Genomic DNA, 26,287 nt, shown 5'->3' with positions numbered 1-26,287 from the left:
GGCAGCCGGCCCTCCCACCGAGGGGACCGAATCCATGCGCAGCCGTCACGTCTTCCACGCCGTCGACTCGCACACCGAGGGCATGCCGACCCGGGTGATCACCGGCGGGTTCGGTGTCATCCCCGGTGCCACCATGGCCGAGCGCCGGGTGCACTTCCAGGAGCACCTGGACCACTTCCGCACCCTGCTGATGTACGAGCCGCGCGGCCACGCGGCGATGAGCGGCGCGATCCTCCAGCCGCCCACCCGTCCCGACGCCGACTTCGGCGTGCTCTACATCGAGGTCTCCGGCCTGCTGCCGATGTGCGGCCACGGCACCATCGGGGTCGCCACCGTGCTGGTGGAGACCGGCATGGTCGACGTGGTGGAGCCGGTCACCACGGTCCGGCTCGACACCCCCGCCGGTCTGGTGATCGCGGACGTGCACGTCCAGGACGGCGCGGCCAAGGCCGTGACGATCCGCAACGTGCCCTCCTACTCGGTGGCGCTGGACCAGAAGATCGAGGTGCCGGGCTTCGGCACGGTGAGCTACGACCTGGCGTACGGCGGCAACTTCTACGCGATCCTGCCGCTGGCCGAGTTCGGGATCCCGTTCGAGCGGGAGCGCAAGCAGGAGATCCTGGACGCCGGGCTTGCCCTGATGGACGCCATCAACGCGGCCGACCGCCCGGTCCACCCGGAGAACCCGTCCATCCACAGCTGCCACCACGTGCAGCTGCTCGCCCCCGGCTCGACCGCCGCCCACTCCCGGCACGCGATGGCCATCCACCCCGGCTGGTTCGACCGCTCCCCGTGCGGCACCGGCACCTCCGCGCGGATGGCCCAGCTGCACGCCCGGGGCGAACTCCCGCTCCACCAGGACTTCCTGAACGACTCCTTCATCGGCACCTCGTTCACCGGCCGCCTGGTCGAGGAGACCACCGTCGCGGGCCACCCGGCGGTCGTCCCCACCGTCACCGGCCGCGCCTGGATCACCGGCACGGCCCAGTACTTCCTCGACCCGACCGACCCGTTCCCCGCAGGCTTCCTGCTCTGAGTTAGTTGCACTATCCAGGGGCTCGGGGAACGGCGACGAGATCTGGCGTTCGGGTCACTGCGAAAGTGCCTGACCTTGTACGCACGTTGAACGCTCCTGAGGTCGGCGCCGCCGTTCCCCGGGCCCCTGGTGGTGCAACTGCATGAAAGGCTGTCAAGTGAGCGTCAGCTCGTACAACCCCGCCGACCCGAGCGACCTCGTGATCGAGGTCGCAGCCGCCGGAGGCCCGGGCACGACCCAGGCCGTCGCCGACGCCCGCGCCGCCCAGACCGCCTGGCTGGCCCTCGGTGCGGGCGGGCGCTCCGCCGCCCTGGGCCGCGCCGCCGACGCCGTCGAGGCGAACGCCGACGAGCTCGCCGCGCTGATCGTCCGCGAGGTCGGCAAGCCGCACGCGGAGGCCCGCGGTGAGGTGGCCCGTACGGTGGCGATCTGGCGCTACTACGCGCAGGCGCCCTACGCCCCGTCAGGTGCCGTGCACGAGCCCGCCGCCGGTGAGGGCCTGCTGCTGACCCGCCGTCGCCCGTACGGCGTGGCCGGGCTGATCACCCCGTGGAACTTCCCGCTGGCCATCCCGACCTGGAAGGCCGCCCCGGCCCTCGCGGTGGGCAACACGGTCGTCCTCAAGCCCGCCCCCGAGGGCACCGCCTGCGCCCTGCGGCTGGCCGAACTCGCGGGCCTGCCCGAGGGCGTGCTGACCGTCGTGCCGGGCGGCGCCGAGGAGGGGGCGGCGCTGGTCGCGGCCTCCGACGTGGTCTCGTTCACCGGCTCCACCGCCGTCGGCCGGGCCGTGGTCGCCGCGACCACCGAGCGCGGCATCCCGGTGCAGGCCGAGATGGGCGGGCTGAACGCCGCGATCGTGCTGCCGGACGCCGACATCGCCCAGGCCGCCGGCCACCTGGCCGCCGCGATCGCCGGGTACGCGGGGCAGAAGTGCACCGCCACCAGCCGGGTGATCGCCGTCGGCGACGCGTACGAGCCGCTGGCCGAGGCGCTCGCCAAGGCGCTGACCTCGATCGCCGAGCCGACCGCGCTGACCGGGGTCTGCGGCCCGGTGATCAACCAGGCCGCGCTGGAGCGCCTGACCGGAGCCGTGGACAGCGCCGTGGCCGCCGGGGCCAACGCCCTCGCGGGCGGCCACCGGATCGAGCGGGACGGCTGGTTCATCGAGCCGACCCTGCTGGAGCAGGTCCCGGCCGAACACCCGCTGCGCACCGAGGAGTTCTTCGGCCCGGTGGCCGTGCTGCTGCGGGCCGCCGACCTGGACGAGGCGATCGCGGTCGCCAACGACACCCCGCACAGCCTCTCCACCTCGGTGCACACCCGGGACCTGGACACCGCGCTGGCCGCCGCCGACCGCCTCGACGCGGGCATGGTCCGGGTCAACGCGCCGTCCAGCGGCGTGGACTTCCACGTCCCGTTCAGCGGCGCCAAGGGCGCCGGCTACGGGCCGCGCGAGCAGGGGCAGGCCGTGCTCGACTTCTACACCGCCGAGCGCACCGTCACCCTGCTGCCCGCCGGGTCGCCGCGATGAGCGCGCTGACGCCGGTCCACACGGTCGACTACCACACCGCCGGTGAGCCGTTCCGGATCGTCACCGCCGGGCTGCCGCCGATCCCCGGCGACACCGTCGCCGAGCGCCGCGCCATCGCGCTCGGCGCGGGCGGCACCGCGACCGACCCGCGCCCCAGCGCGCTGGACGACATCCGCCGGCTGCTCACCCGCGAGCCGCGCGGCCATGCCGGGATGTACGGCGGCTTCGTGGTCCCGGCCGACGACAGCGAGGCGCACTTCGGGGTGCTGTTCTGGCACAAGGACGGCTACTCCACCGCCTGCGGCCACGGCACCATCGCGCTCGGCGCCTGGGCGGTCGACTCCGGCCTGGTGGCCGCCCCGGCCGACGGCACCGCCCGGGTCCGGATCGACGTACCGTCAGGCCGGGTGAGCGCCGCCGTGCACCGCAGCGGCGGCCGGACCACCGCCGTCACCTTCCGGAACGTGCCCACCGCCGTCACCGCCCGCAAGCTCGCCGTGCCGACCTCGCGCGGCACGGTCGCGGTCGACCTGGCGCACTCCGGCGCCTGCTACGCCTCCGTCCGGGCCGCCGACCTAGGGCTCACCGTCGACACCGCCGCGCTGCCCGAACTCACCGCCCTGGGCCGGGAGATCAGGGCCGCACTGGCCGACGAGCCCGCCACCCGGCACCCCTCGGACCCGCTGCTCTCCGGCGTCTACGGCGTGATCCTGTACGAGGAGCTGCCGGACACCCCGTCAGGCCCCAGCCAGCGCAACGTCACCGTCTTCGCCGACGGCCAGATCGACCGCTCCCCGTGCGGCTCCGGCAGCTCCGCCCGGCTGGCCCTGCTGGCCGCCGACGGCCGCCTGACGGCGGGTGAGGAACTGCGGCACGAGTCGATCATCGGTAGCGTGTTCACCGGACGGCTCGCCGGGCAGCACCGCGACGGCTGGATCACCGAGGTCACCGGCACCGCCCACCGCACGGGCGAGCACCGTTTCCTGCTCGACCCGGATGACTCTCTCGGGACGGGGTTCCTGCTCTGATGACGATCACTCAGCTGCCGCTCACCCTCACCCCCGGCCAGGCCGTCGACGCGCTGGCCGCCGTGCTGCTCAAGGGTCTCGACCCGGAGGAGTGCCCGGCCCGCAGCAACATCCCGGTCCCGGCGGGCGAGCTGCTGCTGATGCCGGCCGCCGACAGCGCCTACGCGGGGGTGAAGATCGCGGGCGTGGTCCCGGCCAACGCGGCCCGCGGCCTGCCCCGGATCACCGGCAGCTACCTGCTGCTGGACGGTCCCACCCTGCAGCCGCTCGCGCTGCTCGACGGCATCGCGCTCACCTCGCTGCGCACCCCGGCGGTCACCGCGCTGGCGCTGCGCCAGCTGGCCGCGCCGGACGCTTCGCACCTGGTGCTGTTCGGCTCCGGGCCGCAGGCGTACGCGCACCTGGACGCGCTGCTGGCGATCCGGCCGCTGACCCGGGTCACCGTGGTCGGCCGGTCGGCCGAGCCGGTGGTCGCCCTGGTGACGTACGCCCAGGGGCTCGGCCTCGACGCGGTGGCGGGTGACGCCGGGGCGGTGGCCGAGGCCGATCTGGTGGTCTGCTGCACCACGGCGCGGGAGCCGTTGTTCGACGGCGCACTGGTGCCGGACCACGCGGCGGTGGCGGCGGTGGGCTCGCACGAGCCGACCGCCCGCGAGGTCGACACGCTGCTGGTGGACCGGGCGGCACTGTATGTGGAGGCGCGTTCGGTCGCGCTTCGGGAGGCGGGCGACCTGCTGATTCCTGGTGTGGCTGGATCCAGGCTTGCTAACCTGTCAGAACTGGTCAACGGCAAGGCAGTTGTGCCCACGGATCGCCCGCGCTTCTTCAAGAGCGTCGGGATGGCCTGGCAGGACCTCGCGGTGGCGGCGGCACAGTACGAGTCGGACACATCTGCCTGAATTGTTTTACAAATCAACGTAACGTGACATTGTACAATGGTGTCCTGCTAAGCCACCCGGAGGAACACCATGGCGGACCTCAAGCCCCGCGCCCTCATCTCCGTCCAGGAGCGCCTGCGCGACCAGGTCGCCCACGCCCTGCGGGCCGCCCTGATCTCCGGCGAGCTCCGCCCCGGCGTCGTCTACTCGGCGCCCGCGCTGGCCGCTGACTTCGGCGTCTCCGCCACCCCGGTCCGGGAGGCGATGCTCGACCTGGCCCGGGAGGGTCTGGTCGAGGCGGTCCGCAACAAGGGTTTCCGGGTCACCGAGCTGACCGAGCGCGACCTCGACGACTACACCGAGATCCGCGCCCTGATCGAGGTCCCCACCGTCGGCCGGGTCACCCGCACCGCCGACCGGGACCAGCTCGAGGCGCTCCGCCCCGAGGCGCACGCCATCGTCGCGGCCGCCCGCAAGCACGACCTGATCGGCTACCTGGAGGCGGACCGTCAGTTCCACCTCTCGCTGCTCGGCCTGGCCGGCAACGCCCGGCTGGTCGAGGTGGTCGGCGACCTCCGCAAGCGCTCCCGCCTCTACGGCCTCAACCGGCTGGACCAGCGCGGCGAGCTGGTCTCCTCCGCCGAGGAACACCTCACCCTGCTCGACCTGATGATCGCGGGCGACGCCGAAGCCGCCGAGACCTGCATGGCCGAACACCTCGGCCACGTCCGCTCGCTCTGGGCGGCCGGCGCGGAGGCCGCGGCGGCCGAGCAGCCGGCCCTGCGCCTCGGCGCCCGCTGACGGACCGTCGGGCCGCAACCGGCCACCCCCCTGTAGCGTCTGCGCAGGTGATCACCGGCCGGATTCCCCGGCCGGACCTTCGGGGGGACACATGAGCGAGATCCAGGACGGCAGACCCGGGCACACCCTGGTGCCCTGCCCGAGCTGCGGCCTGACGGACGAGGTCAAGGGCGTCCCGGCCGTGTACCTGGCCGGACGCGACCGCATCCTGGTCCCGTCCCGGGACAGCGAGGGCCGCTCGACCACGGTGACCCGGACGGTCACCACGGCCGTGTCGGATGCGCTGGCACCCGCGCCGGAGACCCCGGAGCCGAAGGCCACCGGGCCCGGCTGCCTCGGTGCGCTGGCCCTGCTGGTGGCCATCGGTACGTTCATCGGCGGAGCCGCCGGCGGGCACTGGTTCTCCGACGACCCCACCCCGGCCACCGGCTTCGGCTACACCAACCAGTCGGCTCCGACGCCCGACTCCGACCTGGCCTTCCTCGGCTGGATCTCCGGGTTCGCCCTGCTCGCGGCGGTGGTGCTGCTGGGTCTGGCCTGGCGCCAGAAGGCGGCCTTCCGCAACCGGCTGGCCGGCCGCCCCGCTGCCGAGGAGCTCTGGACCCGGGCCTGGTACTGCGCCCGCTGCGGCACGGCCCACTTCCCGGCCACCCCGGACGAACCCGCGCAGGCCCTCACCCTCCAGGACTTCCGCCGCCGCATCTGGCAGGCCGGCGGCTACGGCGAACTCGCCGCCCAGCACCCGGTGTCCTGAGGCGTTTCCCGTTCGGGTGAATCGCCCGGCGCAGGGTCGCGCCGGGCGATGGCGTTCTACGATGATGCTCTCGACACCGGCCAGCCGGAGGAAACCATGTCCGCAGCAGCGGTTGAGCAGCACCATCCGACGTTGCTCGAGGTCGCCGACAGGATGTCCGACCAGCTGATCGGTCACCGGGTCGAGATCATCGGGGGCCAGATCACCGTGACGCCACCTGCCAACAGGCCGCACAGTCGAGTGCTCGCCAGGATGAACGACGCAATGGTGGCGGCCGGGCTGCAAAGTGATCAGACCGAAGTGCTGCAGGCTGTCGGCGTATGGCTGCCGGAGGGGCCGTCGGACTACGCCATCCCCGATCTCGCGGTCCTTGACGTCGGTCCCGGTGACGACGAGGACGACTACGTCGCGTTCGGCTGTTACGACCCCGCGATCTTCCGCATGGTGCTCGAGGTGACCTCCAGCAACCTCAGCGACGACCTGAAGAAGAAGCCCGCCGCCTACGCCGGGGCGGGCATCCCCGTCTACGTCATCGTCGACCGCAAGAACGAGAAGGTCATGGTGCTCACCGACCCGTCCGACGGGGAGTACCGCGTGCACGCCGTCCACCACCGGGGCCAGAGCTTCACGTTGCCCGAGTCGATCGGGGCAGCCGTGACGCTGTCGGTGGACGGCGTGCTCGGGGAGAAGGACTAGACCAGCCGGCCGTCGTGCATCGCCAGGACCCGGTCGACGCGGTCCAGGAGGTCGCGGTCGTGGGTGACCATGACGGTGGCGGTGCCGTGGTCGCGGGTGATGGTGGCGAGGAGGTCGACGATCTGGGCGCCGCGTTCGTGGTCCAGGGCCGAGGTGGGTTCGTCGACCAGGAGGACGGACGGTTCGCCGAAGAGAGCGCGGGCGATGTTGACCCGCTGGCGTTCGCCGCCGGAGAGCTGGTGGGGGCGGCGGCGTTGCTTGGAGGCGTCCAGGCCGACTGAGGCGAGCAGGGCCTCGGCCCGCTCGCGGGCGGCGCGGGGCTTGCCGCCGCGGACGGACTCGAGCACCAGGAGCTGCTCCACCGCTGTCAGCGAGGCGAGCAGGTTGGACTGCTGGAAGACGATGCCGAGCCGCTCCCGGCGCAGGGCCGAGCGGGCCTTCTCGCTGAGCGCGCCGACCTCCTGACCGTCGATCAGCACCGAGCCGCTGTCCGGTCGGAGCAGGGTGGCGGCCACTGCCAGCAGGGAGGACTTGCCGGAGCCGGAGGGCCCGGCCACGGCGGTGAACTCGCCGGGCGCGACGGTGAGGGAGACCCGGTCGAGGGCGGTCAGCCGGGCCTCGCCGTCGGGGTAGGTGAGGGTGACGTCGCGCAGGGCGAGGCCGGTCCGGGTGCACTGGACGGTGGTGGTGGTCATCGGTTGGCTCCAAGCGCGGCCAGCGGGTCGACGGAGGTGATGCGGCGGACGGCGAGCGCGGCGCCCAGCAGGCCGAGCAGGACCATCACCGCGACCGGGACGCCCACACTCGCCGGGCTGACGTCGAACGGGACGGTGGCGGCGGCCAGCAGCCCGCCCACCCCGCCGATCGTGCCGCCCAGCAGTGCCCCGCCGAGCAGCACGGCGGCGGCCTGCGCCAGCGCGTCCCGCACCAGGTAGCCGCTGCTCGCGCCGACCGCCTTGAGCACCGCGATGTCGGGCTTGCGCTGGACCGTCCAGACCGTGAAGAAGGCCCCGACCACCAGCGCGCTGACCGCGAACAGGAAGCCCTGGATCATCTGCAGGCTGCCCTGCTCGGCGGAGTACCCGTTGATGCCGGCCAGCGAGTCGCCGAGCGAGACGGTCTCGGTGCCCTGTGCCGCGTCGAGGGCGGACAGGTCGGCCCCGGAGGTGGTGAGAGCGAGCGCGGTCGGCTGGCTCTGGCTGCTGACCTGCTCCCAGGTGGCGACCGTGGTCCACACCGTCGGGGCGTGGCCGTACGAACGCTCGGCGGTCAGGCCGGAGACGGTGACCGTGCGCGGGCCGACCTTGACCTGCTCACCCACCGTCAGGTGGTACTCGGCGGCGGTGTCGGCACCGACCGCGATCTGACCGTCCGTCGGGGCGGCGCCGGACTCCAGCGGGGGCAGCAGCCCGGCCGGGGCCCCGACCACGCTGACCGAGGCGGCCGAGTCGCTGGCGGTCAGCCGGGTCATCGAGATGCCCAGCGGCTGCACGGCGGAGACGCCCGGTGCAGCTTTGATCGCGGCGGCCTGGGCGGGCGAGACCGTACTGCTGCTGAACGAGACGGTCGGGGTGGCCCCGGCGGGGGCGCCGAAGACGATGTGGTCGGCGGGCAGCTCGGCGATGGTGGAGGAGGCGGCCGAGGCCAGCCCGCCGGTCAGGCCGTAGAGGAAGACGACCAGTGTGGTTATCAAGGTGACCACCGCCCCCATCAGGGCGAACCGCCCCTTGGCGAAGCGGATGTCACGGAGTGCGACGAACACGGTGGCCTTCCCGGTGAAAGAGTTTCTGACGACTCCTCCACCCTGTCGGCGCGGCGGCCCCGTGCCATCAGGGAGAGGAGGGGGACACCACTCGTGCGGGCGATGCAGCTCGGAATCCATCGAACGGTTGATGCCGTGCCGGACGGCGGCGGGCCCCGCACCCCGTACTCTCGGAAGGCGTGACCAGTACCGAACCGCCCGGCCACGCCGGGAACACGCCAGCGCTGCGGCTGATGAACCTCGCCCTGCACGGGCTGTTCCTGGCGCTGCTGGCGGTGCTGGTCGCCCGGGGCGTGGCCGACGGCGGGCTCGGGCCCGGCGCGCTGCTGACCGCGATACTGCTCGCGGCGGTCTACCTGAGCGGCGGCGCCTTCGCGCCGGTGCGCACCACCCGGCTGTGGGCCGGGCTCTGGCTCGGCGCGGTGCTCTCGCTGTGGATCGGCCTGACGCTGCTGCACCCCGAGTTCTGCTATCTCGCCTTCCCGCTGTACTTCGTCTGCCTGCACCTGATGCCGGTGCGCTGGGCCGTCCCGGCGGTGGGCGCGCTGACCGCGGTGGTGGTGGCCGCGCAGGCGGGCACCGAGGGCGGGCTGACCACCGCGAAGGTGCTCGGTCCGGTGGCGGGCGCGGTGGTCGCGCTGCTCACCGCGTACGGGTACGCCGCGCTGTACCGGGAGAGCCGGGAGCGGCAGCGGCTGATCGACGACCTGGTCCGGGCCAGGGACGAGCTGGCCGCGACCCAGCGCGAGGCGGGCCGGCTGGCGGAGCGTCAGCGGCTGGCCCGGGAGATCCACGACACCCTGGCGCAGGGGCTGTCCAGCATCGTGCTGCTGGCCCGCTCGGCGGAGTCCGCGCTGCCGGCCGACCCTGGTGCGGCCCGGGAGCGGATCGCCGAGGTGGGGCGGACGGCCTCGGCCAACCTGGCGGAGGCCCGCCGGTTCGTCCAGGCGCTCACGCCGCCCGCGCTGGACGGGGTGACCCTGACCGAGGCGCTGCGGCGGCTGGCGGACGGGCAGGGCGTGGCGTTCCACCTGGACGGCGAGCCGTACCCGCTGCCGGTGGAGGCGGAGGTCGCGCTGCTGAGGCTGACCCAGGAGGCGCTGGCCAACGCGGCCCGGCACGCGGAGGCGCAGGCGGTGGCTGTGACGCTGACCTATCTGGACGACGAGGTGACCCTGGACGTCTTCGACGACGGGGTGGGCTTCGACCCGCTCGCGCTGCCCTCGGGTGCGGGACGGCGGTTCGGCCTGCACGGGATGCGGGAGCGGATCGCGGCGCTGGGCGGCCGGCTGACGGTGGAGTCGGCGCCGGGCGAGGGGACGGTGGTGGCGGTCTCGCTGCCGCTGCGGACGATCGAGACGGCCGAGGCCGTGCTGACGGAGGCTGGTGCGCAGTGATCCGGGTGCTGTTGGTGGACGACCATCCGGTGGTGCGACGGGGGCTGCGGGCGATGGTGGACGACCTGCCGGAGCTGACGGCGGTGGGCGAGGCGGCCGACGGGGCCGAGGCGCTGCGGGTGCTGGAGGGTCTTGAGCAGCGTCCCGACGTGGTGCTGATGGACCTTCAGATGGGCGCCGGGATGCACGGGGTCGAGGCCACCCGCCGGATCACCGCGCTGCCCGACCCGCCCGCCGTGCTGATCCTGACCACCTACAGCACCGACGCCGACATCCTGGCGGCGGTCGAGGCGGGCGCGACGGGCTACCTGCTCAAGGACGCCCCGGCGGAGGAGGTGGCGGCGGCGGTCCGGGCCGCCGCGCGGGGCGAGACGGTGCTGGCGCCGCCGGTCGCGGCCCGGCTGCTGGGGCGGGTGCGGGCCGGGCGGCCGACGCTGTCGCCGCGCGAGGCGGAGATCCTCCAGCTGCTGGCGCTCGGGCTGGCCAACAAGCAGATCTCCAAGCGGCTGTTCATCAGCGAAGCGACGGTCAAGACCCACCTGGTGCACATCTACGACAAGCTCGGCGTGGACAGCCGGACGGCCGCGATCGCCTCGGGCCTGACGAGCGGTCTGATCCGGCCGGCCTGACCTGATGGGCGGTTCGACCAAGGACGGCCCCGGCGGGGCCGCGCTGTGCGATCATCACGAGGTGTCAGGTACCGCGTTCCCGAGGCCCCGGGTGGGGCGGCCGCGTGCCGCCGGGCCGTCGAGCAGCGAACTGTCGGCCCGGGAGCAGCTGTTGGCGGCCGCCGCCGCGCTGTTCACCCGGAACGGGTACGCCGCGACCACCACCCGGGCGGTGGCCGAGCTGGCGGGGCTGCGGCAGGCGTCGATGTACCACTACTTCGCCCACAAGGAGGACCTGCTCGCCACCCTGCTGGAGGGCACCGTCGCACCTTCGCTGGCGTTCGGCCGGCGGCTGCTCGCCGACCCCGGGCTCGACCCGGCCGCCGCGCTGTGGCTGCTGGCCAGGTACGACGCGGAGCTGCTGTTCGGCGGGCTGTACAACCTCGGCGCGCTCTACCAGCTGCCGGAGGTGCGGGGCGAGCGGTTCACCGACTTCCGCCGGACCAGGGCGGAGCTGCGGGGCGTCTACGGCGAGCTGCTGGGCCGGCTGGCACCGGCACCTGACCCGGCGTCGGACCTGGAGCTGCGGACCGACCTGCTGCTCGGCCTGGTCGAGGGCGGGGTGGCCGCGGCCCGGGAGGATCCGGCCCGCACCGGCGCCGAGGTGGCCCCCGCGGTGGCCGACGCGGCCCTGCGGCTGGCGGGCTGCGGCGCCGGGCGGATCGCCCTGGCCCGTACCGCCGACCTCGCCGGAGCGTCCCGGTGAAGCTGCCGCTGATCATGGCCGCGCCGATGGCCGGCGGCGGCTCGACGCCCGCGCTGGTCGCGGCGGTGAACGAGGGCGGCGGGCTCGGCTTCCTGCCCGCGGGCTACCTGGACGCGGCCGCGCTGGCCGCCGGGATCGGCGCGACCAGGGAGCTGACGGACCGTCCGTTCGGGGTGAACCTGTTCGTCCCGGACGCGCCCGCCGATCCGGCGGCGGTCGCCGCCTACCGGGAGCGGCTGCGGCCCGAGGCGGCCCGGTACGGGGTCGAACTGCCCGAGCGGATCGGCCCGGACCGGGACGACTGGGAGGCCAAGCTGGAGCTGCTGCTCGCCGACCCGGTGCCGGTCCTCTCGTACACCTTCGGGCTGCCCTCGGCCGCCGAGGCCGCCGCCCTGCGCGCGGTGGGCAGCTACCAGGTCGGCACCGTCACCACCCCGGCGGAGGCCGTGGCCGCCACGCTGCTCGGGCTGGACGCGCTCTGCGTGCAGGGCCCGGAGGCGGGCGGCCACCGGGGCACCCACCGGCAGGCGGCGGTGCCCGACGGGCGGCCGCTGCCCGAACTGCTCGCCGCCGTACGGGCGGTGACCGCGCTGCCGCTGATCGCGGCCGGCGGGCTGACGGACGGTGCCGGGATCGCCGCCGCGCTGGGCGCGGGCGCGAGCGCGGTCCAGCTCGGCACCGCGTACCTGCGCACCGACGAGTCCGGGGCCGACCCGAACCACCAGGCCGCGCTGGTCACCCACCGGGGCGGCACCGTCGTGACCCGGGCCTTCACCGGCCGCCCGGCCCGGGGGCTGCGCAACGCCTTCATCGACCGGTACGGGCCGTACGCCCCGGTCGGCTACCCCGAGGTGCACCACCTGACCCGGCCGCTGCGGGCCGCCGCCACCCGCCAGGGCGACCTGACGGCGATGCACCTCTGGGCGGGCACCGGCCACCTGCGGGCCAGGATCGGTCCGGCCGCCGACCTGACCGCCGAGCTGCTCGCTCAGGCCAGCGCCGCGCGGTAGTACGCGATCTTGTCCCGGATCACCTGCTGCCGCTTCCGCAGGGTGGCGATCTGCTCCTCCACCTGGCCGTCGTGCGCGGCCAGCAGCGCCAGCCGGTCGGCGAAGGTGCCGTCCCCGGACCGCACCAGCTCGGCGAAGTGCAGCATCTCCGAGATCGGCATCCCGGTGTCCCGCAGACACCGCAGCACCCCGAGCCAGGCCAGGTCCTCCGCGCTGAACCGCCGGTGCCCGCTGGCCGACCGCTGGACGTCCCCCAGCAGCCCGATCTTCTCGTAGTACCGCAGGGTGTCCAGGCTGAAGCCGGACTCCTCGACCGCCTGAGCGGGCGTCAGAAATGTCGCTGTGGTCATGGCGTCATCATCACCCGGGGCGGGACGGGCCGGACAGACCCGTCCCGCCTGACGGGCGGTCAGCCGAGCAGGGTGCCCATCCACTCCTCGATGCCCGCGACCGTGCGGGGGAGGGCGCCGGACATCAGGCGGGCGCCGTCGGCGGTGATGACCAGGTCGTCCTCGACCCGGGCGCCGATGCCGCGGAGTTCGGCGGGGAGGGTCTCGTCGTCGGGCTGGAGGTAGAGGCCGGGCTCGACGGTGAGCACCTGGCCCTCCTCCAGGACGCCGTCCAGGTAGGTCTCGGCGCGGGCCTTGGCGCAGTCGTGCACGTCCAGGCCGAGCATGTGGCCGCTGGAGCAGAGGGTGTAGCGGCGGAACAGGCCGCTGTCCTCCTGGAGCGCCTCCTCGGCGGAGATCTTCAGCACGCCCCAGTCGGCCAGGCCCTCGGCGATCACCCGCATGCCGGCCCGGTGGAAGTCCCGGAAGCTGGCGCCGGGGCGCAGGGTGGCGATGCCCGCCTCCTGGGCGGCCAGCACGAGTTCGTAGACCTGGCGCTGGACGGGGGAGAAGGTGCCGCTGAGTGGGATGGTGCGGGTGATGTCGGCGGTGTAGAGCGAGTCGACCTCCACGCCCGCGTCCAGCAGCAGCAGCTTCGAGGGGTCGAGGGCGCCGTCGTTGCGGATCCAGTGCAGCACGCAGGCGTGCGCGCCGGAGGCGACGATGGTCTCGTAGCCGGTGCCGTTGCCCTCGGCGCGGGCCCGCAGGTTGAAGGTGCCCTCCAGCCAGCGCTCGCCCCGGCCGTGCCGGAAGGCGGCCGGCAGGGCGCGGATCACGTCCTCGAAGCCGGCCGTGGTGGCGTCGACGGAGAGCTGGAGCTGCTCGACCTCCCAGGCGTCCTTGACCAGCCGCAGCTCGGAGAGGGTGCCGGCGAGCGCGGTGTCGACGGCGGTGGGCAGCAGCGCCTCCAGCACCGGGTCGGCCCCGCCGAGCAGCCGGGTGACGGGCTGAGCACCCGTCAGCAGCTTCTCCAGGTCGTCCAGGTGGGCGGTGCGGATGCCGGTGAGCTGCTCGGCCTCGGCCAGGTCGGGGCGGCGGCCGACCCAGAACTCGCCGTAGCGGCGGTCCCGGTAGAACTCGGACCCGTACGGGCTGCCGCCACCGCGCGGGGAGCGCGGGCGCAGGTAGAGCACCGGCTCGCCGTTCGGCTCGATCACCAGCACGTGGCCGACCTGCTCCTCGCCGGTCAGGCCGGTGAGCCAGGCGTACGCGCTGTGCGGGCGGAACCGGTAGTCGCAGTCGTAGCTGCGCACCTTCAGCTGCCCGGCCGGGACGATCAGCCGCTCGCCGGGGTAGGCGGCGGCGAGCCGGGCCCGGCGGGAGGGCATCGCGGCGTAGCCGGGCACCCGGTCCTCGGCCGGCAGCTGGGTGGGGGCCCAGCCGGTGCCCATGAAGGCGTCCAGGGCGGCGGAGACGGGCAGGTCGTGGCTGCCGGTGTTGAGCGGGCGGGGGGTGGTCACGGCTGCGACTCCTTCGGCGGGGCGGTCTGTCCGGGTTCAGTGGTGTTGATGTCGTTGCGTGGGGCGGGAGTTGAGGGTGCTACCGGACACAGCTCGGTAACGGGCCGCCCGATCCCTTGCCAGTGCAATTTCACATTACTATGTTACGGGTCACACCTTGGAGCGGCTAGACCCCAGCGGTCGCCCTCTCGGTGGCCCCGGATCAGCCCCGGGGCGAACCAAGGCCGCAACTGTGGCCTCCCACTGCGGAGTTGCACTATGACCAGGCGTACTCATGCCGCCCTCGCGGCGGCGATCGCGGCAGCACTCACCCTCGGCCTCGGGGCCTGTACCAGCACCGGCGGAAGCAAGGACGACGCCAACCAGGGCGGTGTCACCACCGAGGGCAACGGCATCATCGGCGGGACGCCCGTCAAGGGCGGCACCCTGAACATCCTGTCGAACGTCGACTTCGACCAGCTGGACCCGACCCGTAACTGGACCATGCCGGTGATGGACTTCGGTGTCCGCACCCTCTACCGCACCCTGACCACCTTCAAGGCGGCCCCGGGTGCCGAGGGTCTGAAGATCGAGCCCGACCTGGCCACCGACCTCGGCCAGTCGAGCGACGGCGGCAAGACCTGGACCTTCAAGTTGAAGGACGGTCTGAAGTACGAGGACGGCACGCCGATCGTCGCCGACGACATCAAGTACAACGTCGAGCGGTCCTACTCGCCCGAGCTGCCCGGTGGCCCGGACTACGCCCGGACCTACCTGGTCGCCCCGGCCGACTACAAGGGCCCGCTGGGCGGTCAGCGCCTGGGCAAGGAGTCGATCGAGACCCCGGACGAGAAGACCATCGTCTTCCACCTCCAGCGCCCGGTCGCGGAGTTCGGCTACACCGTCACGCTGCCGACCTTCTCGCCGGTGCCGAAGGCGAAGGAGGCCGGTGCCAACTACAGCAACCACCCGGTCTCCTCCGGCCCGTACAAGATCGAGTCGTACGACCGCGGCAAGCGCATGGTGCTGGTCCGCAACACCAACTGGGACCCGAAGAGCGACACGGTCCGGAAGGCGTACCCGGACAAGATCGTGGTGGACCAGACCCTCAAGGGCACCGGTGTGGCCGAGCGGCTGATCACCGACCAGGGCGACGACCAGAGCGCGATCTCCTACGTCGACCTGGTGCCCTCCAAGATCAGCGAGGTGCTCACCAACCCGGAGGTCAAGAAGCGGCTGATCTCCGAGAACGCGGGCTGCACCACCAAGCTCGACATGAACAACACCAAGGCGCCGTTCGACAACGCCAAGGTCCGCCTCGCGATGCAGTACGCGGTGGACAAGGAGGCCTTCGCGGCCGCGCAGGGCGGCCCGGCGTTCACCGACGTGGCCACCACCTACCTGCCGCCGGTGCTCACCCAGGGCGCGCCGGTCGACCACTTCCTGATCAAGCCGGGCGGCGACCCGACGAAGGCCAAGGCGCTGCTGGCCGAGGCCGGTTTCGCGAACGGCTTCGCCACCGAGCTGGTCACCTCCACCGGTGGCAAGCAGCAGGCGGAGGCCATCCAGGCCGCGCTGAAGAAGGTCGGCGTCGAGATCACCATCACCACGGTCGACCCGACCGCGGTCAGCTCGATCACCGGTGACAAGGCCAAGCAGCCCGGTCTCTCGATCGGTGGCTGGTGCCCCGACTACCCGTCGGCCGCCACCTTCCTGCCGATGATCTTCGACGGCCGCACCATCAAGGACAAGGGCAACCAGGGCAACGTCACCCGGTTCAACGACCCGGAGACCATCGCCGACCTGGACCGGATCGCCGCGATGAGCGATGTCCAGCAGGCCAACAAGGCGTGGCTGGAGCTGGACGCCAAGATCATGGACAAGTCCCCGGCCGTGCCGCTGGCCTGGGCCAAGAAGCCGCTGCTGGTCGGTTCCAACATCGCCGGCGCCTTCGCCCACCCGGTGTGGGCCGGTCAGCTCGACTTCGCCGTCATCGGCCTGAAGACCGCGAAGTAGTCGGGAGTTCCCCATGACCGCCCCGCTCTCTCCGGCCGAGGCCGGGGGAGCGGGGGCGGCGGCCAGTCCCGCTGCCCCCGCCTCCACCGCCGACCGCCCGCAACAGCCCGCCTCCCCTTGGCGGTTGGCCTGGCACCGGCTGCGCCGCCAGAAGGCCGCACTCACCGGCCTCGGCATCATCGTCTTCTTCGTCCTGGCCGCCCTGCTGGCCCCGGTGCTCACCGCGATCAGCGGCAAGGGCCCGGCGGACACCGACAAGAAGGCCATCAACTCCTACCTCGGCGGCCTGCCCAAGGGCAGCTTCGGCGGGATGAGCCCCGAGCACTGGCTCGGCGTCGAGCCGATGCTCGGCCGGGACATCTTCGCCCGGCTGCTCTACGGCGCCCAGATCAGTCTGCTGGTCGCCTTCGCCTCCGCGATCATGATCACTCTGATCGGGGTGACCCTGGGCGTCCTGGCCGGCTACTTCGGCGGCCGGATCGACGCCGCGATCTCCCGGTTCATGGATGTCATGATGTCCTTCCCCAGCCTGATCTTCATGATCGCGCTGCTCTCGGTGGCCCGGGACGTCAACCGCGTGCTGCTGCTGATCGTCGTGATGGGCGTCTTCAGCTGGCCGTACATCGCCCGGGTGATCCGGGCCCAGACGCTCTCGCTCAAACACCGCGAGTACGTCGAGGCGGCCCGCGCCAGCGGCACCCGGAGCAGCCGCATCCTGCTCACCGAGATCCTGCCCAACCTGTCCGGCACGATCATCGTCTACATCACGCTGGCGATCCCGGGCCTGATCGGCACCGAGGCCGCGCTGACCTTCCTGGGCGTGGGCGTCCGGCCCCCGACGCCGTCCTGGGGCCAGATGATCGCCGACTCGGTGCTCTACTACAAGGTCGATCCGATGTTCTTCATCCTGCCGAGCGCCTGCCTGTTCCTGGTGGTGCTGGGGTTCACCCTGCTCGGTGACGCGCTGCGCGACGCCCTGGACCCGAAGGGCGGCAGGTCGTGATCGGATTCCTGATCCGCCGTCTGCTCGGCATCGCGGCCACCCTGGTGGTGGTCTGCGCGCTGACCTTCGCGGTGTTCTACCTCTTCCCCGCCGACCCGGCGGCCCAGTTCTGCGGCAAGGACTGCTCGACCGAGCGGATCGAGATGGTCCGTCAGCAGCTCGGCCTGGACGACTCGATCGTGGTCCAGTTCGGCCGCTATCTGGTCGGCATCTTCGCCGGCCAGACGCTCGGCAGCGGCCAGTACGCGGTCGAGTGCGGCTTCCCCTGCTTCGGCTACTCGTTCCAGAGCGCCCAGCCGGTCTGGGACCTGATGATGGACCGGTTCCCGGTCAGTGCCTCGCTCGCGCTCGGCGCGGCGGTCTGCTGGCTGGCCCTCGGCCTCTCGGCCGGCGTGGTCTCCGCGCTGAAGCGGAACACCTGGGTGGACCGCACCGTGATGATCGGCACCATCGGGATCGCCGCGCTGCCGGTCTACTTCACCGCGATGATCCTGCTCTACCTGGTGGTCACGGTGCTCGGCCTGATGCCGCTGCCCCGGTACATCGCCTTCGGCGAGGACCCGGTCGGCTGGGTGCGCAACCTGATCCTGCCGTGGATCACGCTGTCGCTGCTGTTCGCCGCGCTGTACGCCCGGATGACCCGCAACTCGGTGATCGAGACCATGGAGGAGCCGTTCGTCCGGACCGCCAGGGCCAAGGGCCTGCGCGAGCGCCGGGTGGTCGCCAAGCACGGGCTGCGGCCCGCGCTCACCCCGGTCGCCACCATGCTCGGGATGGACCTCGGCGGGCTGCTCGCGGGCGCGCTGATCACCGAGTCGCTGTTCAGCCTGCCGGGCGTCGGCAAGCTCTTCGCGGACTCGCTGAACAAGTCCGACCAACCGGTGATCATGGGCGTCACGCTGCTGGCCTCCTTCTTCATCGTGACCTCCAACCTGGTGGTGGACCTGGTCTACGCCTGGATCGACCCGAGGGCGAGGCTGTCGTGAGTACGCTGCTTGAAGTCTCCGATCTCCAGGTCGAGTTCAACACCGCCGAAGGCGTCGTCAAGGCCGTCAAGGGCGTCGACTTCAGCGTCGAGCGCGGCCGGACGCTGGGCATCGTCGGCGAGTCCGGCTCCGGGAAGTCCGTCACCTCGCTGGCCGTGATGGGCCTGCACCGGGGTGCCAAGGTGACCGGGTCGGTCAAGTTCGACGGCACCGAGCTGCTCGGTGCTCCGGACGAGACCGTCCGCAAGCTGCGCGGGCGCCGGATGGCGATGGTCTTCCAGGACGCGCTGACCTCGCTGCACCCGTACTTCACCATCGGCGACCAGATCGCCGAGGCGTACCGGGAGCACCACGGCGGCACCCGCAAGGCCGCGCTGGCGCGGGCGGTCGAGGTGCTCGGCGACGTCGGCATCCCCGAGCCCGCCCGCCGGGCGGGGGAGCACCCGCACCAGTTCTCCGGCGGTATGCGCCAGCGGGCGATGATCGCGCTGGCCCTCTCCTGCGAGCCGGATCTGATCATCGCGGACGAGCCCACCACCGCGCTGGACGTCACCGTCCAGGCCCAGGTGCTGGAGCTGCTGATGAAGCTTCAGCAGGACCGTGGCCTCGGCATCGTGATGATCACCCATGACCTCGGGGTGATCGCCCGGGTGGCCGACGAGGTGCTGGTGATGTACGGCGGCGCCGCCGCCGAACAGGCCTCCGCCGACGCGCTGTTCACCACCCCCAGGCACCCGTACACCCAGGGGCTGCTGGACTCGCTGCCCCGGGTGGACGCCGTCGAGGGGGAGAGCCTGCGCTCGATCCCCGGCAGCCCGCCCTCGCTGCTCGCCCCGCCGGCCGGCTGCGCCTTCCACCCGCGCTGCCCGGTCTACGCCGCGAAGCCCAGTGAACTCTGCACCGGGGAGCGCCCGTTGCTCCGCCTGGTGGCGGAGGGGCACCGCAACGCCTGCGCACTCGACCCCGACGGAGCGACGTCATGACCACCGAACCGCTGCTCACCGTCGAGGACTTGGGGATGACCTTCCCCGGTCCGCGGGCCGGCCTCGGCCGCCGGGCCGGGATCAAGGCGGTGGACGGCGTCAGCTTCGAGGTCCGCCCGGGGGAGACCCTCGGGCTGGTCGGCGAGTCCGGCTGCGGCAAGTCCACCACCGGGCGGATGCTGGTCCGGCTGCTCGACCCGACGGCCGGTCAGGTCGCCTTTCAGGGCAAGGACATCACCCGGACCACGCAGCGTGAACTGCGGCCGCTCCGCCGCAAGTTCCAGATGATCTTCCAGGACCCGTTCGCCTCGCTGAACCCGCGGCAGACGGTCCAGCAGATCATCGCCGCCCCGCTGCGCGCCCAGGACACCCCCGCCGCCGAGATCAACCGCGAGGTCCGCGACCTGGTCCGGCTGGTCGGCCTCGCGCCGGAGCACCTGGACCGCTACCCGCACCAGTTCTCCGGCGGCCAGGCCCAGCGGATCGGCATCGCCCGCGCGCTGGCCACCCGCCCCGAACTGGTGGTCGCGGACGAACCGGTCTCCGCCCTCGACGTCTCCATCCAGGCCCAGATCGTCGGCCTGATGGAGCGGCTGCAGCGCGAACTCGGCGTGGCCTACGTCTTCATCGCCCACGACCTGGCCGTGGTGAAGCACATCAGCCACCGGGTCGCGGTGATGTACCTGGGTCGGATCGTCGAGATCGGCGACAAGCACGAGGTGTACGCCAACCCGGCGCACCCGTACACCAAGGCGCTGCTCTCGGCCGTCCCGCTGCCCGACCCGGCCGCCGAACGCGCCCGGGAGCGGATCGTGCTGCTCGGCGACCCGCCGAGCCCGGCCAACCCGCCGAGCGGCTGCACCTTCCACCCGCGCTGCCCGAAGGCGCAGCCGATCTGCCGCACCGAGCGGCCGCTGCTCCAGATCACCCCGGTGGGTGGCAGCCGCCAGGCCGCCTGCCACTTCCCCGAGGCCTGACGCTCCGTCGGTCCTCCACCGCGTCGCCGCCGCACACCCTCTTCCGCGGCGGCGGCGCGAGCTCCACGCACCACCCCCACTCGGTGCGCCCCCACGTCTCCACCCCACTTGGAGCTGAACCATGGCAACTTCCTTCACCAAGCGCCGAGTTCTGCTCGCCGCCGTGCTGACCGCCACCCTGGCGCTGCCCGCGATCCAGACCGGCCAGGCGCTCGCGCAGACCCCGGCCGCCGCCTCGGCGACCGCCACCACCCCAGCGCCCACCGGCTACGACGAGGTCGACCGGCTCGGCGACGCCACCGCCAGGACCGGCACCGCCGCGCCCGCCCCCGGCGGCGGCTCGCTCGGCACCGGCGCGGTCCCCGGCATGCTGCCGGACCGGGTCGGCGCCCCGGCCCCGACCGCCGGCGAACTCGCCGCCAGCGGCAGCGCCGCGACCACCGCGGCCGGCGTGCCGTGCACCGTGGACGGGATGACCGGGCTGAGCCCGAGCGGGCTCGCGGACTTCCTGACCGACCCGGCCGTCACCGTGGACGGCTGCCTGAAGAGCTTCCTGTGGACCTGGGACGCCAGGTACAACACCACCATGGACGACGCCCACGTCCAGGCCGTCGCCCAGCGGATCACCAAGCTCGCCGCCACCGACGACGGCACCGGCAAGGCCCACCTGTACGAGCTGTGGACCTTCCTGCACGCCACCGTTTACTACGACTTCAACCACGACGGCATCGACGTCACCGACGCCACCACGCTGGCCGCGATCCAGCAGGCGGTCACGGCGTACGGGAACAGCGCGCACGCCTTCGACGACACCGAGCTGGCCGGTATGACGGTCCGGGAGATGACCACCACCGCCGGATCGGTGGGGGTGCGTCAGAACAACCTCGGCCTGGCGAAGAAGGTGCTGGCGAAGTTCGCCCCCGGCACCAAGGTCGCCGACAGCTGGGCCTGGGGCACCGCCGGGCTGGCCGCGCTCAACCTGAACTGGCTCGGCATCTCCAACCAGGACCCGGCCTTCCTGCCGGTGGTCGCCGCCGACGCCTCCTACCGGGCCGCCTTCCGGGTCTTCGCCGGGTACGGCCACCTCAAGGGCACGCAGAACGCCTGGCTGGCCCGGGACGGGGTCGGCGAGTACGGCCGGTTCGGCCAGATCACCGCGCTGAAGGCCGGGATCACCGCCGAGATCGGCAGTCTGCTGGCCGCCACCAAGGCCGCCTTCGGCGAGTGGTCCGACCCTTGGGTGAAGGTGGCCGGCTGGGCCAACACCTATGGGAACTGCGCCGAGTTCGGGGTCTGCGTCAGCACGGTCGCGGCGAAGTTGTTCCCGTACACCTACACGTACGACAACGGCGCGGTCTCCGTCCGCACCGCGCTGGACCGGGCCACCGTGGACCAGATGTACTACGCCAGCAAGCAGGTGAAGACCCAGTTCTTCCGGGTGCTCGGCACCGACGTCCCGCTCGCCGGTGACCCGAACTCCACCCTCAACATCCAGCTGTACGCGACGCGTTCGGACTACGAGCTGTACCACCCGCTGCTGACCGGGATGGCGACCAACAACGGCGGCATCTACATCGAGCGCGGCGCCACCTTCTACACCTACCAGCGCACCACGGCGGAGTCGTACCTGACGCTGGAGGAGCTGTTCCGGCACGAGTACACCCACTACCTCAACGGCCGTTGGGCGACCCCGGGTTACTTCGGCGAGGCGCGCTGGTACGCCAAGGACCTGACCACCGCGATGGACGAGGGCACCGCCGAGTTCTTCGACGGCTCGACCCGGGACCAGGGCGTCAAGGTCCGCAAGTCGCTGGTGGCCAAGCTGGCCTCCGACGAGGCGGCGGGCGTCCCGCGGCTCACCGTCGCGAAGCTGCTGCACGCGAGCTACGACGACACCCCGGCCTTCCACTTCTACAACTACGCCGGGACGTTCTACGAGTTCCTCTGGGCCAAGCACCCCGCCAAGCTCCGCGAGATGTACGGCTACCTGCGCGCCGACGACCCGGCCGGCTTCGACGCCTGGCGCACCCGGACCGGCGCCGACCAGGGCCTGCAGGCCGAGTACGACGCCTTCCTGGACGCCCAGATCGCCATCGCGCCCAGCCTGTACGTGCCCAACACCTCGTACACGCCCAACGGTTGGCTGAAGTACGCCTACGCCTCCGAGGTGCAGTCCGCGATCGCCGGCGCCACCGGGATCACCCCGTCCTGCAAGGACAACGGGGACTGGACGAACAAGCCGATGCGCTTCGTCTGCACCGGCGCGATCACCGCCAACCTGGCGGACGCGAACAACCCCGACCGGGTCTTCAACGACATGTCCTACACGGTCGACTACTTCCTGCTGACCCGGACCAAGGGCGTCGCCAACAACCTGGACGACATGAACTGCTACTTCGGTGCGGTCAACGTCTGGCCCGGCGGCAAGGCCGGCACCGCCGACTACACCTGCGAGGGCCCGCTCCGCAGGTGACCCGAACCCCTGGTCGGGCGCGGCGGGGAACCGTAACGGCGGGCCGCGCCCGACCAGGCTCCACAACTCCCGTGCGGGGCAGCCGTCCCAACCGCTTCCGCGGCTGTCCCGCACGGGGACCACTACCCGGCCGCCTCCCCGCGGCCGGGCACTTTCACGTGAAAGGCCACACCCTCGTGACCACGCAGACACCACCCCCGCTCAGCTGGGACGGCAGTGCCCACCCGTCCGGCCGGACCGAGACCGCCTGCCCGGTGGAGACCGGCCTCGACCTCCCGGGCCTGCGGGTCAGAGCCACCGCCGTCGGCGCCGCGGAGCTCGCGGTGCGGGTCACCCCGCAGAGCGTTCCCGGGGTGCTGCTGATCGAGGTCACCGCCGCGCGGCCGACCGACGCAGAGCCGGTCCGGGCCCGGGTGGAGTGGCGGCTGCCGTGCACCGGCGCCACCGGCTACTGGACGCCGGGCACCGGCACCCGCTGGCTCCCGCCGTCCTGGGCGCTGCCCCGGATCGCCGCGCTGCCCAAGGGCGCGCCGGTCGGCAGCCTGGTGGGCACCGGCGACGCCGCGCTCTGCACCTTCGCGGTCGGCGAGACGGTGCTGCCGGTCTCGATCGGCGAGGGCGCGGTCGAGGAGACCGGCGAGTTCAGCTGGTGGGTCGAGCACGAGGGCGGCACGCTGCGGCTGCTGCTCGACCTGAGCGGGCGTCACTTCGCCGACACCGTCCGGGGCGCGGCCGCCTGGTGGGGCGCCTCGCTGCCGGCCGCCGTGGTGCCGGACGCCGCCTTCGAGCCGGTCTTCTGCACCTGGTACGCCCTGCACCTGGCGATGACCTCGGCCGACGTGGAGAAGCTGGCCGCGCTGGCCGCCCCACTGGGCTTCGGCGCGCTGATCGTCGACGACGGCTGGCAGACCGACGAGAACGGCCGCTCCTACGCCACCACCGGCGACTGGCAGCCCGCCCCGGTCGGCTTCCCCGACTTCGCCGGGCACGTCGCCCGGGTCCGCGCGCTGGGCCTCAACTACCTGCTCTGGCACGCCCTCCCGTTCGCGGGCGACCGCAGCGCGGCGATCGGCACCCTCGCCGAGCACGCGCTCGCCCACCTGCCGACCCTGGAGACGTACGTCCTCGACCCGCGCAGCCCGGTGGTCCGGGCGCACCAGGTCGAGCGGCTCGCGGCGGCGGTGGAGCGGTACGGGGTCGACGGCCTGAAGATCGACTTCATCGACACCTTCCTGCGCGAGCCCACCACCGCCTCGCCGGACCCGGACTGCACCGAGGTGGCCGAGGGCGTCCGCCGGCTGCTGGCCGAACTCGACGCCCGGCTGCGGGCGGTGCGGCCCGAGGTGCTGATCGAGCACCGGCAGCAGTACATGGGCCCGGGCCTCTGGCCGTACGCGACGATGGTCCGGGCCACCGACTGCCCGCACAACGCCACCGAGAACCGCACCCGGACCGCCGACCTGCGGCTCACCGCGGGCCCGCTGGCCGTGCACGCCGACCCGCTCACCTGGCACCCCGGGGAGGCGCCCGAGCAGATCGCGGTGCTGCTGCTCTCGGTGCTGTTCGCCACCCCGCAGGTCTCGGTCGACCTGGCCGCCCAGGGCCCGGGCCAGCTGGCCGCGCTGCGGTTCTGGCTGTCCGTCATGGCCGAGCACCGGGACCTGCTGCAGCGCTCCGAGTTCCGCCCGCACCGGCCCGAGCTCGGCTACCCGCTGATCGAGTCCCGCCGGGGCGGCGGCCGGGCGTTCGGCCGCTACGCCCCGCTGCCGGTGGCGGTGCCGGGGGAGTGGGAGCTGCTGCTGCTCGGCAACGGCGACCCGGACACCCTGGTCCGGCTGGTCTTCGACCGGGCCCCGGGCCCGGTGGCGGTCCTGGTCCAGGACGCGATGGGGGGCACGGTGGCCGAGGTGAACCTGACGGTCGACGGGCTCGAACTCGGCCTGCACGTCCCGTTCGGCGGCCTGCTGACGCTGCGTCGCTGACCGGCCCCGTCGCTCACCGGGCGGGGCGTGCATGGGGGATCCCCGCCCGGTGAGCACCCTGTCCACCGGGCGGGGCCGACGGAGTGATCCGTAGCAGCGGGCCCCGCCCGGTGAGCTCGGTCCCGACTCTAGGCAGCACCCACCGGTGCGCGGTACCGCACGACTGCACGGTCCGGGGCCGCCCGGGGCTCAACGGTGCACAGGACGCCACGCTGCCCGGGCTCAACCGTGCACGGGCTGCTCCAGCGGCAGTGCGCCGAGGGCGGCGAAGGCGAGGGCGACCTCGTACACGCCACCGCCGCCAGAGAGCAGCTGACGCTGCAACAGGCGCTCGGCCGCGCGCAGGTGGTCGCGGACGGTCTGCGGGTGCAGCTCCAGGGCGGCGGCGGTGCGGTCGACGCCGCAGTTCGCCCGGAGCCAGCCGAGCAGGGTCCGCCGGAGCTCCCGGCCGTCCGCCGCCAGCCGGTCGAGCAGGGTCCCGGCCCACTCGACCGCGGGCGGTGCGGCCAGCACCTCGGCCAGCCGGACCGGGGCGGCGGCGTCGGCCTGACCGGCCATCCGCAGCGCCAGGTGCAGCAGGGCCCGCCCGCGTACCTCGGTCAGGTCCAGGCCGAGCAGCTCGCCCGCGCGGTCCAGTCTGGCCCGGACGGTGTTGCGGCTGATGCCGATGATCTTCGCGGCGCTGGTGGCCGGGAACTCCAGACCGAGGTGCAGGGTGCCGAGCAACTGGTCGCGGCCGCTCAGCGGCAGCGTGTGCAACGGCCGGAGCAGGGCGTCCGCCCAGGCCGCCGCCGCCCGCGGGTCGAGCACCTCGCCGAGGCGGCTCTCCGCCGCGTACAGGGCGGCCCGGCCGGGCTGGAGCCGGGCCACGGCCAGCGCCCTGGTGGCGTCCCCGTAGCAGCCCGCGGTCTGCGCGAGCGGCAGCCGGCCGCTGCCGCCGAGGTACCGGTCGGGCCGGTCGGCCAGCAGGTCACGCAGCGTCAGACCCACGCCGTCCCAGCCGTCCTCGGTCACCGGGCCGCGCAGCGGCGCGACCACGATCAGGTGCTGGTCGTACGCCGGGCAGCGCACCACCAGGGCCCGGCCCCCGGTGGCCTCGGTGCACCGCAGCGCCAGCGCGTCCCGCTCGGCCGCCGGGCCCTCCAGGACGTAGACCCGCTGGTGCTCGGCGTCCAGCAGCCCGGCCGCCAGGCCCTCGGCGGTGCGCTGGGCCAGCGTCACCTCACCGCCCATCAGCAGCTGGAAGACCGCGACCCGCAGCGCCGCCGCCACCGTCCGCAGCCGCTCCCGGTCGGCGGCGGCCACCCGGAGCTCGACCAGCGGCGCGATCAGCTCCGCCGCGGCGGCGACCAGCGCGCCGGCCCGCCCGTCGAACGGCTCCGCCCGGGCCACGGTCAGTACGGGGTACGGGAGTTCGGCCCCGATCGCGGTCAGCCGCAGGTGCAGCGGGCCGTCCTGCAGCGCGGCCGAACGCAGTCGCCCGGCCGCGAGCCGGCCGGCCACCTCCGCGGCCTCCGGCGGCAGTCGGTCGGCTTCCCCGGCCGGTGTGCCGGTCAGCTGCGCCGTCCCGCCGACCTCGCCCGCCAGCCACTTCAGCAGCCGTTCCAGCCGCCGGTCCGGTGGCCCGGAATCCCTCAGGTGGCTCAACAGCCGAGTGACCTCCTGCGCCGTGAGCAAGACCCTGACCTCCCTCGCTGACCTGCGTCGATCGTACGGGGAACGCCGGAGCCCCGGCCCGCAGGGGTGCGCGGGCCGGGGCTCCGGATCATGAC

The 26,287-nt window shown here is 73.1% G+C and carries 23 protein-coding genes; 18 read left to right on the top strand and 5 right to left on the bottom strand.

Translation table 11 applies throughout. The annotated features are described in order from the left end of the window. Positions 1-34: 34 nt before the first annotated feature. The 7 genes from F4556_RS04935 to F4556_RS04905 all read left to right on the top strand — a co-directional run bounded on the left by F4556_RS04935 (position 35) and on the right by F4556_RS04905 (position 6,724). A complete protein-coding gene (locus F4556_RS04935; protein ID WP_184911906.1) occupies positions 35-1,036 on the top strand; it encodes a proline racemase family protein in 1,002 nt (333 codons plus the stop codon). Between the two features lie 157 nt (positions 1,037-1,193). Continuing rightward, the gene (locus F4556_RS04930; RefSeq protein WP_313068158.1) at positions 1,194-2,567 is read left to right on the top strand and encodes an aldehyde dehydrogenase family protein; all 1,374 of its coding nucleotides are present in this window, start codon (positions 1,194-1,196) and stop codon (positions 2,565-2,567) included. Next, a complete protein-coding gene (locus F4556_RS04925; protein ID WP_184911904.1) occupies positions 2,564-3,595 on the top strand; it encodes a proline racemase family protein in 1,032 nt (343 codons plus the stop codon). The genes F4556_RS04930 and F4556_RS04925 overlap by 4 nt, the downstream gene beginning before the upstream one ends. Further along, the gene (locus tag F4556_RS04920) at positions 3,595-4,494 is read left to right on the top strand and encodes an ornithine cyclodeaminase family protein (RefSeq protein WP_184911903.1); all 900 of its coding nucleotides are present in this window, start codon (positions 3,595-3,597) and stop codon (positions 4,492-4,494) included. Before F4556_RS04925 ends, F4556_RS04920 begins: the two co-directional genes overlap by 1 nt. 69 nt (positions 4,495-4,563) lie before the next feature. Then, positions 4,564-5,274, top strand: coding sequence for a GntR family transcriptional regulator (locus F4556_RS04915; RefSeq protein ID WP_184911902.1), 711 nt, complete (start codon positions 4,564-4,566; stop codon positions 5,272-5,274). A 91-nt stretch (positions 5,275-5,365) separates the two neighbouring features. After that, positions 5,366-6,028: a hypothetical protein gene (locus F4556_RS04910; protein ID WP_184911901.1), complete on the top strand. Its 663-nt coding sequence runs from the start codon at positions 5,366-5,368 to the stop codon at positions 6,026-6,028. Between the two features lie 48 nt (positions 6,029-6,076). Beyond that, a complete protein-coding gene (locus tag F4556_RS04905; protein WP_313068157.1) occupies positions 6,077-6,724 on the top strand; it encodes a Uma2 family endonuclease in 648 nt (215 codons plus the stop codon). Here the strand turns inward: F4556_RS04905 and F4556_RS04900 are convergent. Further along, on the bottom strand, positions 6,721-7,419 hold the full coding sequence (locus F4556_RS04900; protein WP_184911900.1) for an ABC transporter ATP-binding protein: 699 nt from the start codon (positions 7,417-7,419) through the stop codon (positions 6,721-6,723). The genes F4556_RS04905 and F4556_RS04900 overlap by 4 nt on opposite strands. Then, the gene (locus tag F4556_RS04895; protein WP_184911899.1) at positions 7,416-8,486 is read right to left on the bottom strand and encodes an FtsX-like permease family protein; all 1,071 of its coding nucleotides are present in this window, start codon (positions 8,484-8,486) and stop codon (positions 7,416-7,418) included. Before F4556_RS04895 ends, F4556_RS04900 begins: the two co-directional genes overlap by 4 nt. Before the next feature lie 179 nt (positions 8,487-8,665). Between F4556_RS04895 and F4556_RS04890 the strand changes: the two genes are divergently transcribed. The 4 genes from F4556_RS04890 to F4556_RS04875 all read left to right on the top strand — a co-directional run bounded on the left by F4556_RS04890 (position 8,666) and on the right by F4556_RS04875 (position 12,267). Beyond that, positions 8,666-9,883, top strand: a complete 1,218-nt coding sequence (locus F4556_RS04890) for a sensor histidine kinase (protein WP_313068155.1) — start codon at positions 8,666-8,668, stop codon at positions 9,881-9,883. Continuing rightward, positions 9,880-10,512 (top strand): response regulator, encoded by a 633-nt coding sequence (locus F4556_RS04885; RefSeq protein ID WP_184911898.1) that lies wholly within the window; start codon positions 9,880-9,882, stop codon positions 10,510-10,512. The genes F4556_RS04890 and F4556_RS04885 overlap by 4 nt, the downstream gene beginning before the upstream one ends. Before the next feature lie 61 nt (positions 10,513-10,573). Further along, positions 10,574-11,257 (top strand): TetR/AcrR family transcriptional regulator, encoded by a 684-nt coding sequence (locus F4556_RS04880; protein ID WP_313068154.1) that lies wholly within the window; start codon positions 10,574-10,576, stop codon positions 11,255-11,257. Then, complete coding sequence (locus F4556_RS04875) at positions 11,254-12,267, top strand: nitronate monooxygenase (protein WP_313068153.1); 1,014 nt, start codon at positions 11,254-11,256, stop codon at positions 12,265-12,267. Before F4556_RS04880 ends, F4556_RS04875 begins: the two co-directional genes overlap by 4 nt. Here the strand turns inward: F4556_RS04875 and F4556_RS04870 are convergent. Continuing rightward, positions 12,246-12,617, bottom strand: a complete 372-nt coding sequence (locus tag F4556_RS04870) for a MerR family transcriptional regulator (RefSeq protein WP_184911894.1) — start codon at positions 12,615-12,617, stop codon at positions 12,246-12,248. The genes F4556_RS04875 and F4556_RS04870 overlap by 22 nt on opposite strands. 59 nt (positions 12,618-12,676) lie before the next feature. Then, entirely contained in the window at positions 12,677-14,116 is a 1,440-nt protein-coding gene (locus F4556_RS04865; protein WP_313068151.1) for an aminopeptidase P family protein, read from the bottom strand. A gap of 258 nt (positions 14,117-14,374) precedes the next feature. On the opposite strand from F4556_RS04865, the gene F4556_RS04860 reads away from it, so the two are divergent. The 7 genes from F4556_RS04860 to F4556_RS38945 all read left to right on the top strand — a co-directional run bounded on the left by F4556_RS04860 (position 14,375) and on the right by F4556_RS38945 (position 24,515). Then, complete coding sequence (locus F4556_RS04860) at positions 14,375-16,111, top strand: ABC transporter substrate-binding protein (RefSeq protein WP_184911893.1); 1,737 nt, start codon at positions 14,375-14,377, stop codon at positions 16,109-16,111. A gap of 13 nt (positions 16,112-16,124) precedes the next feature. Further along, a complete protein-coding gene (locus F4556_RS04855; RefSeq protein WP_184911891.1) occupies positions 16,125-17,114 on the top strand; it encodes an ABC transporter permease in 990 nt (329 codons plus the stop codon). Continuing rightward, on the top strand, positions 17,111-18,100 hold the full coding sequence (locus tag F4556_RS04850; RefSeq protein ID WP_184911890.1) for an ABC transporter permease: 990 nt from the start codon (positions 17,111-17,113) through the stop codon (positions 18,098-18,100). Before F4556_RS04855 ends, F4556_RS04850 begins: the two co-directional genes overlap by 4 nt. Next, complete coding sequence (locus F4556_RS04845; protein WP_313068150.1) at positions 18,097-19,083, top strand: ABC transporter ATP-binding protein; 987 nt, start codon at positions 18,097-18,099, stop codon at positions 19,081-19,083. Before F4556_RS04850 ends, F4556_RS04845 begins: the two co-directional genes overlap by 4 nt. After that, on the top strand, positions 19,080-20,060 hold the full coding sequence (locus tag F4556_RS04840) for an ABC transporter ATP-binding protein (protein ID WP_184911889.1): 981 nt from the start codon (positions 19,080-19,082) through the stop codon (positions 20,058-20,060). Before F4556_RS04845 ends, F4556_RS04840 begins: the two co-directional genes overlap by 4 nt. 121 nt (positions 20,061-20,181) lie before the next feature. Then, positions 20,182-22,533 (top strand): collagenase, encoded by a 2,352-nt coding sequence (locus tag F4556_RS04835; RefSeq protein WP_184911888.1) that lies wholly within the window; start codon positions 20,182-20,184, stop codon positions 22,531-22,533. A gap of 176 nt (positions 22,534-22,709) precedes the next feature. Then, complete coding sequence (locus F4556_RS38945; RefSeq protein ID WP_184911887.1) at positions 22,710-24,515, top strand: glycoside hydrolase family 36 protein; 1,806 nt, start codon at positions 22,710-22,712, stop codon at positions 24,513-24,515. 222 nt (positions 24,516-24,737) lie between these two features. Here F4556_RS38945 and F4556_RS04825 read toward each other — a convergent pair whose 3' ends face one another. Beyond that, positions 24,738-26,162, bottom strand: coding sequence for a helix-turn-helix domain-containing protein (locus tag F4556_RS04825; protein WP_184911886.1), 1,425 nt, complete (start codon positions 26,160-26,162; stop codon positions 24,738-24,740). Between the last annotated feature and the right edge of the window lie 125 nt (positions 26,163-26,287).

This window comes from Kitasatospora gansuensis (assembly GCF_014203705.1).
In the GTDB taxonomy this organism is placed as follows: domain Bacteria; phylum Actinomycetota; class Actinomycetes; order Streptomycetales; family Streptomycetaceae; genus Kitasatospora; species Kitasatospora gansuensis.
This window is presented reverse-complemented; position numbering and strand designations above follow the sequence as displayed.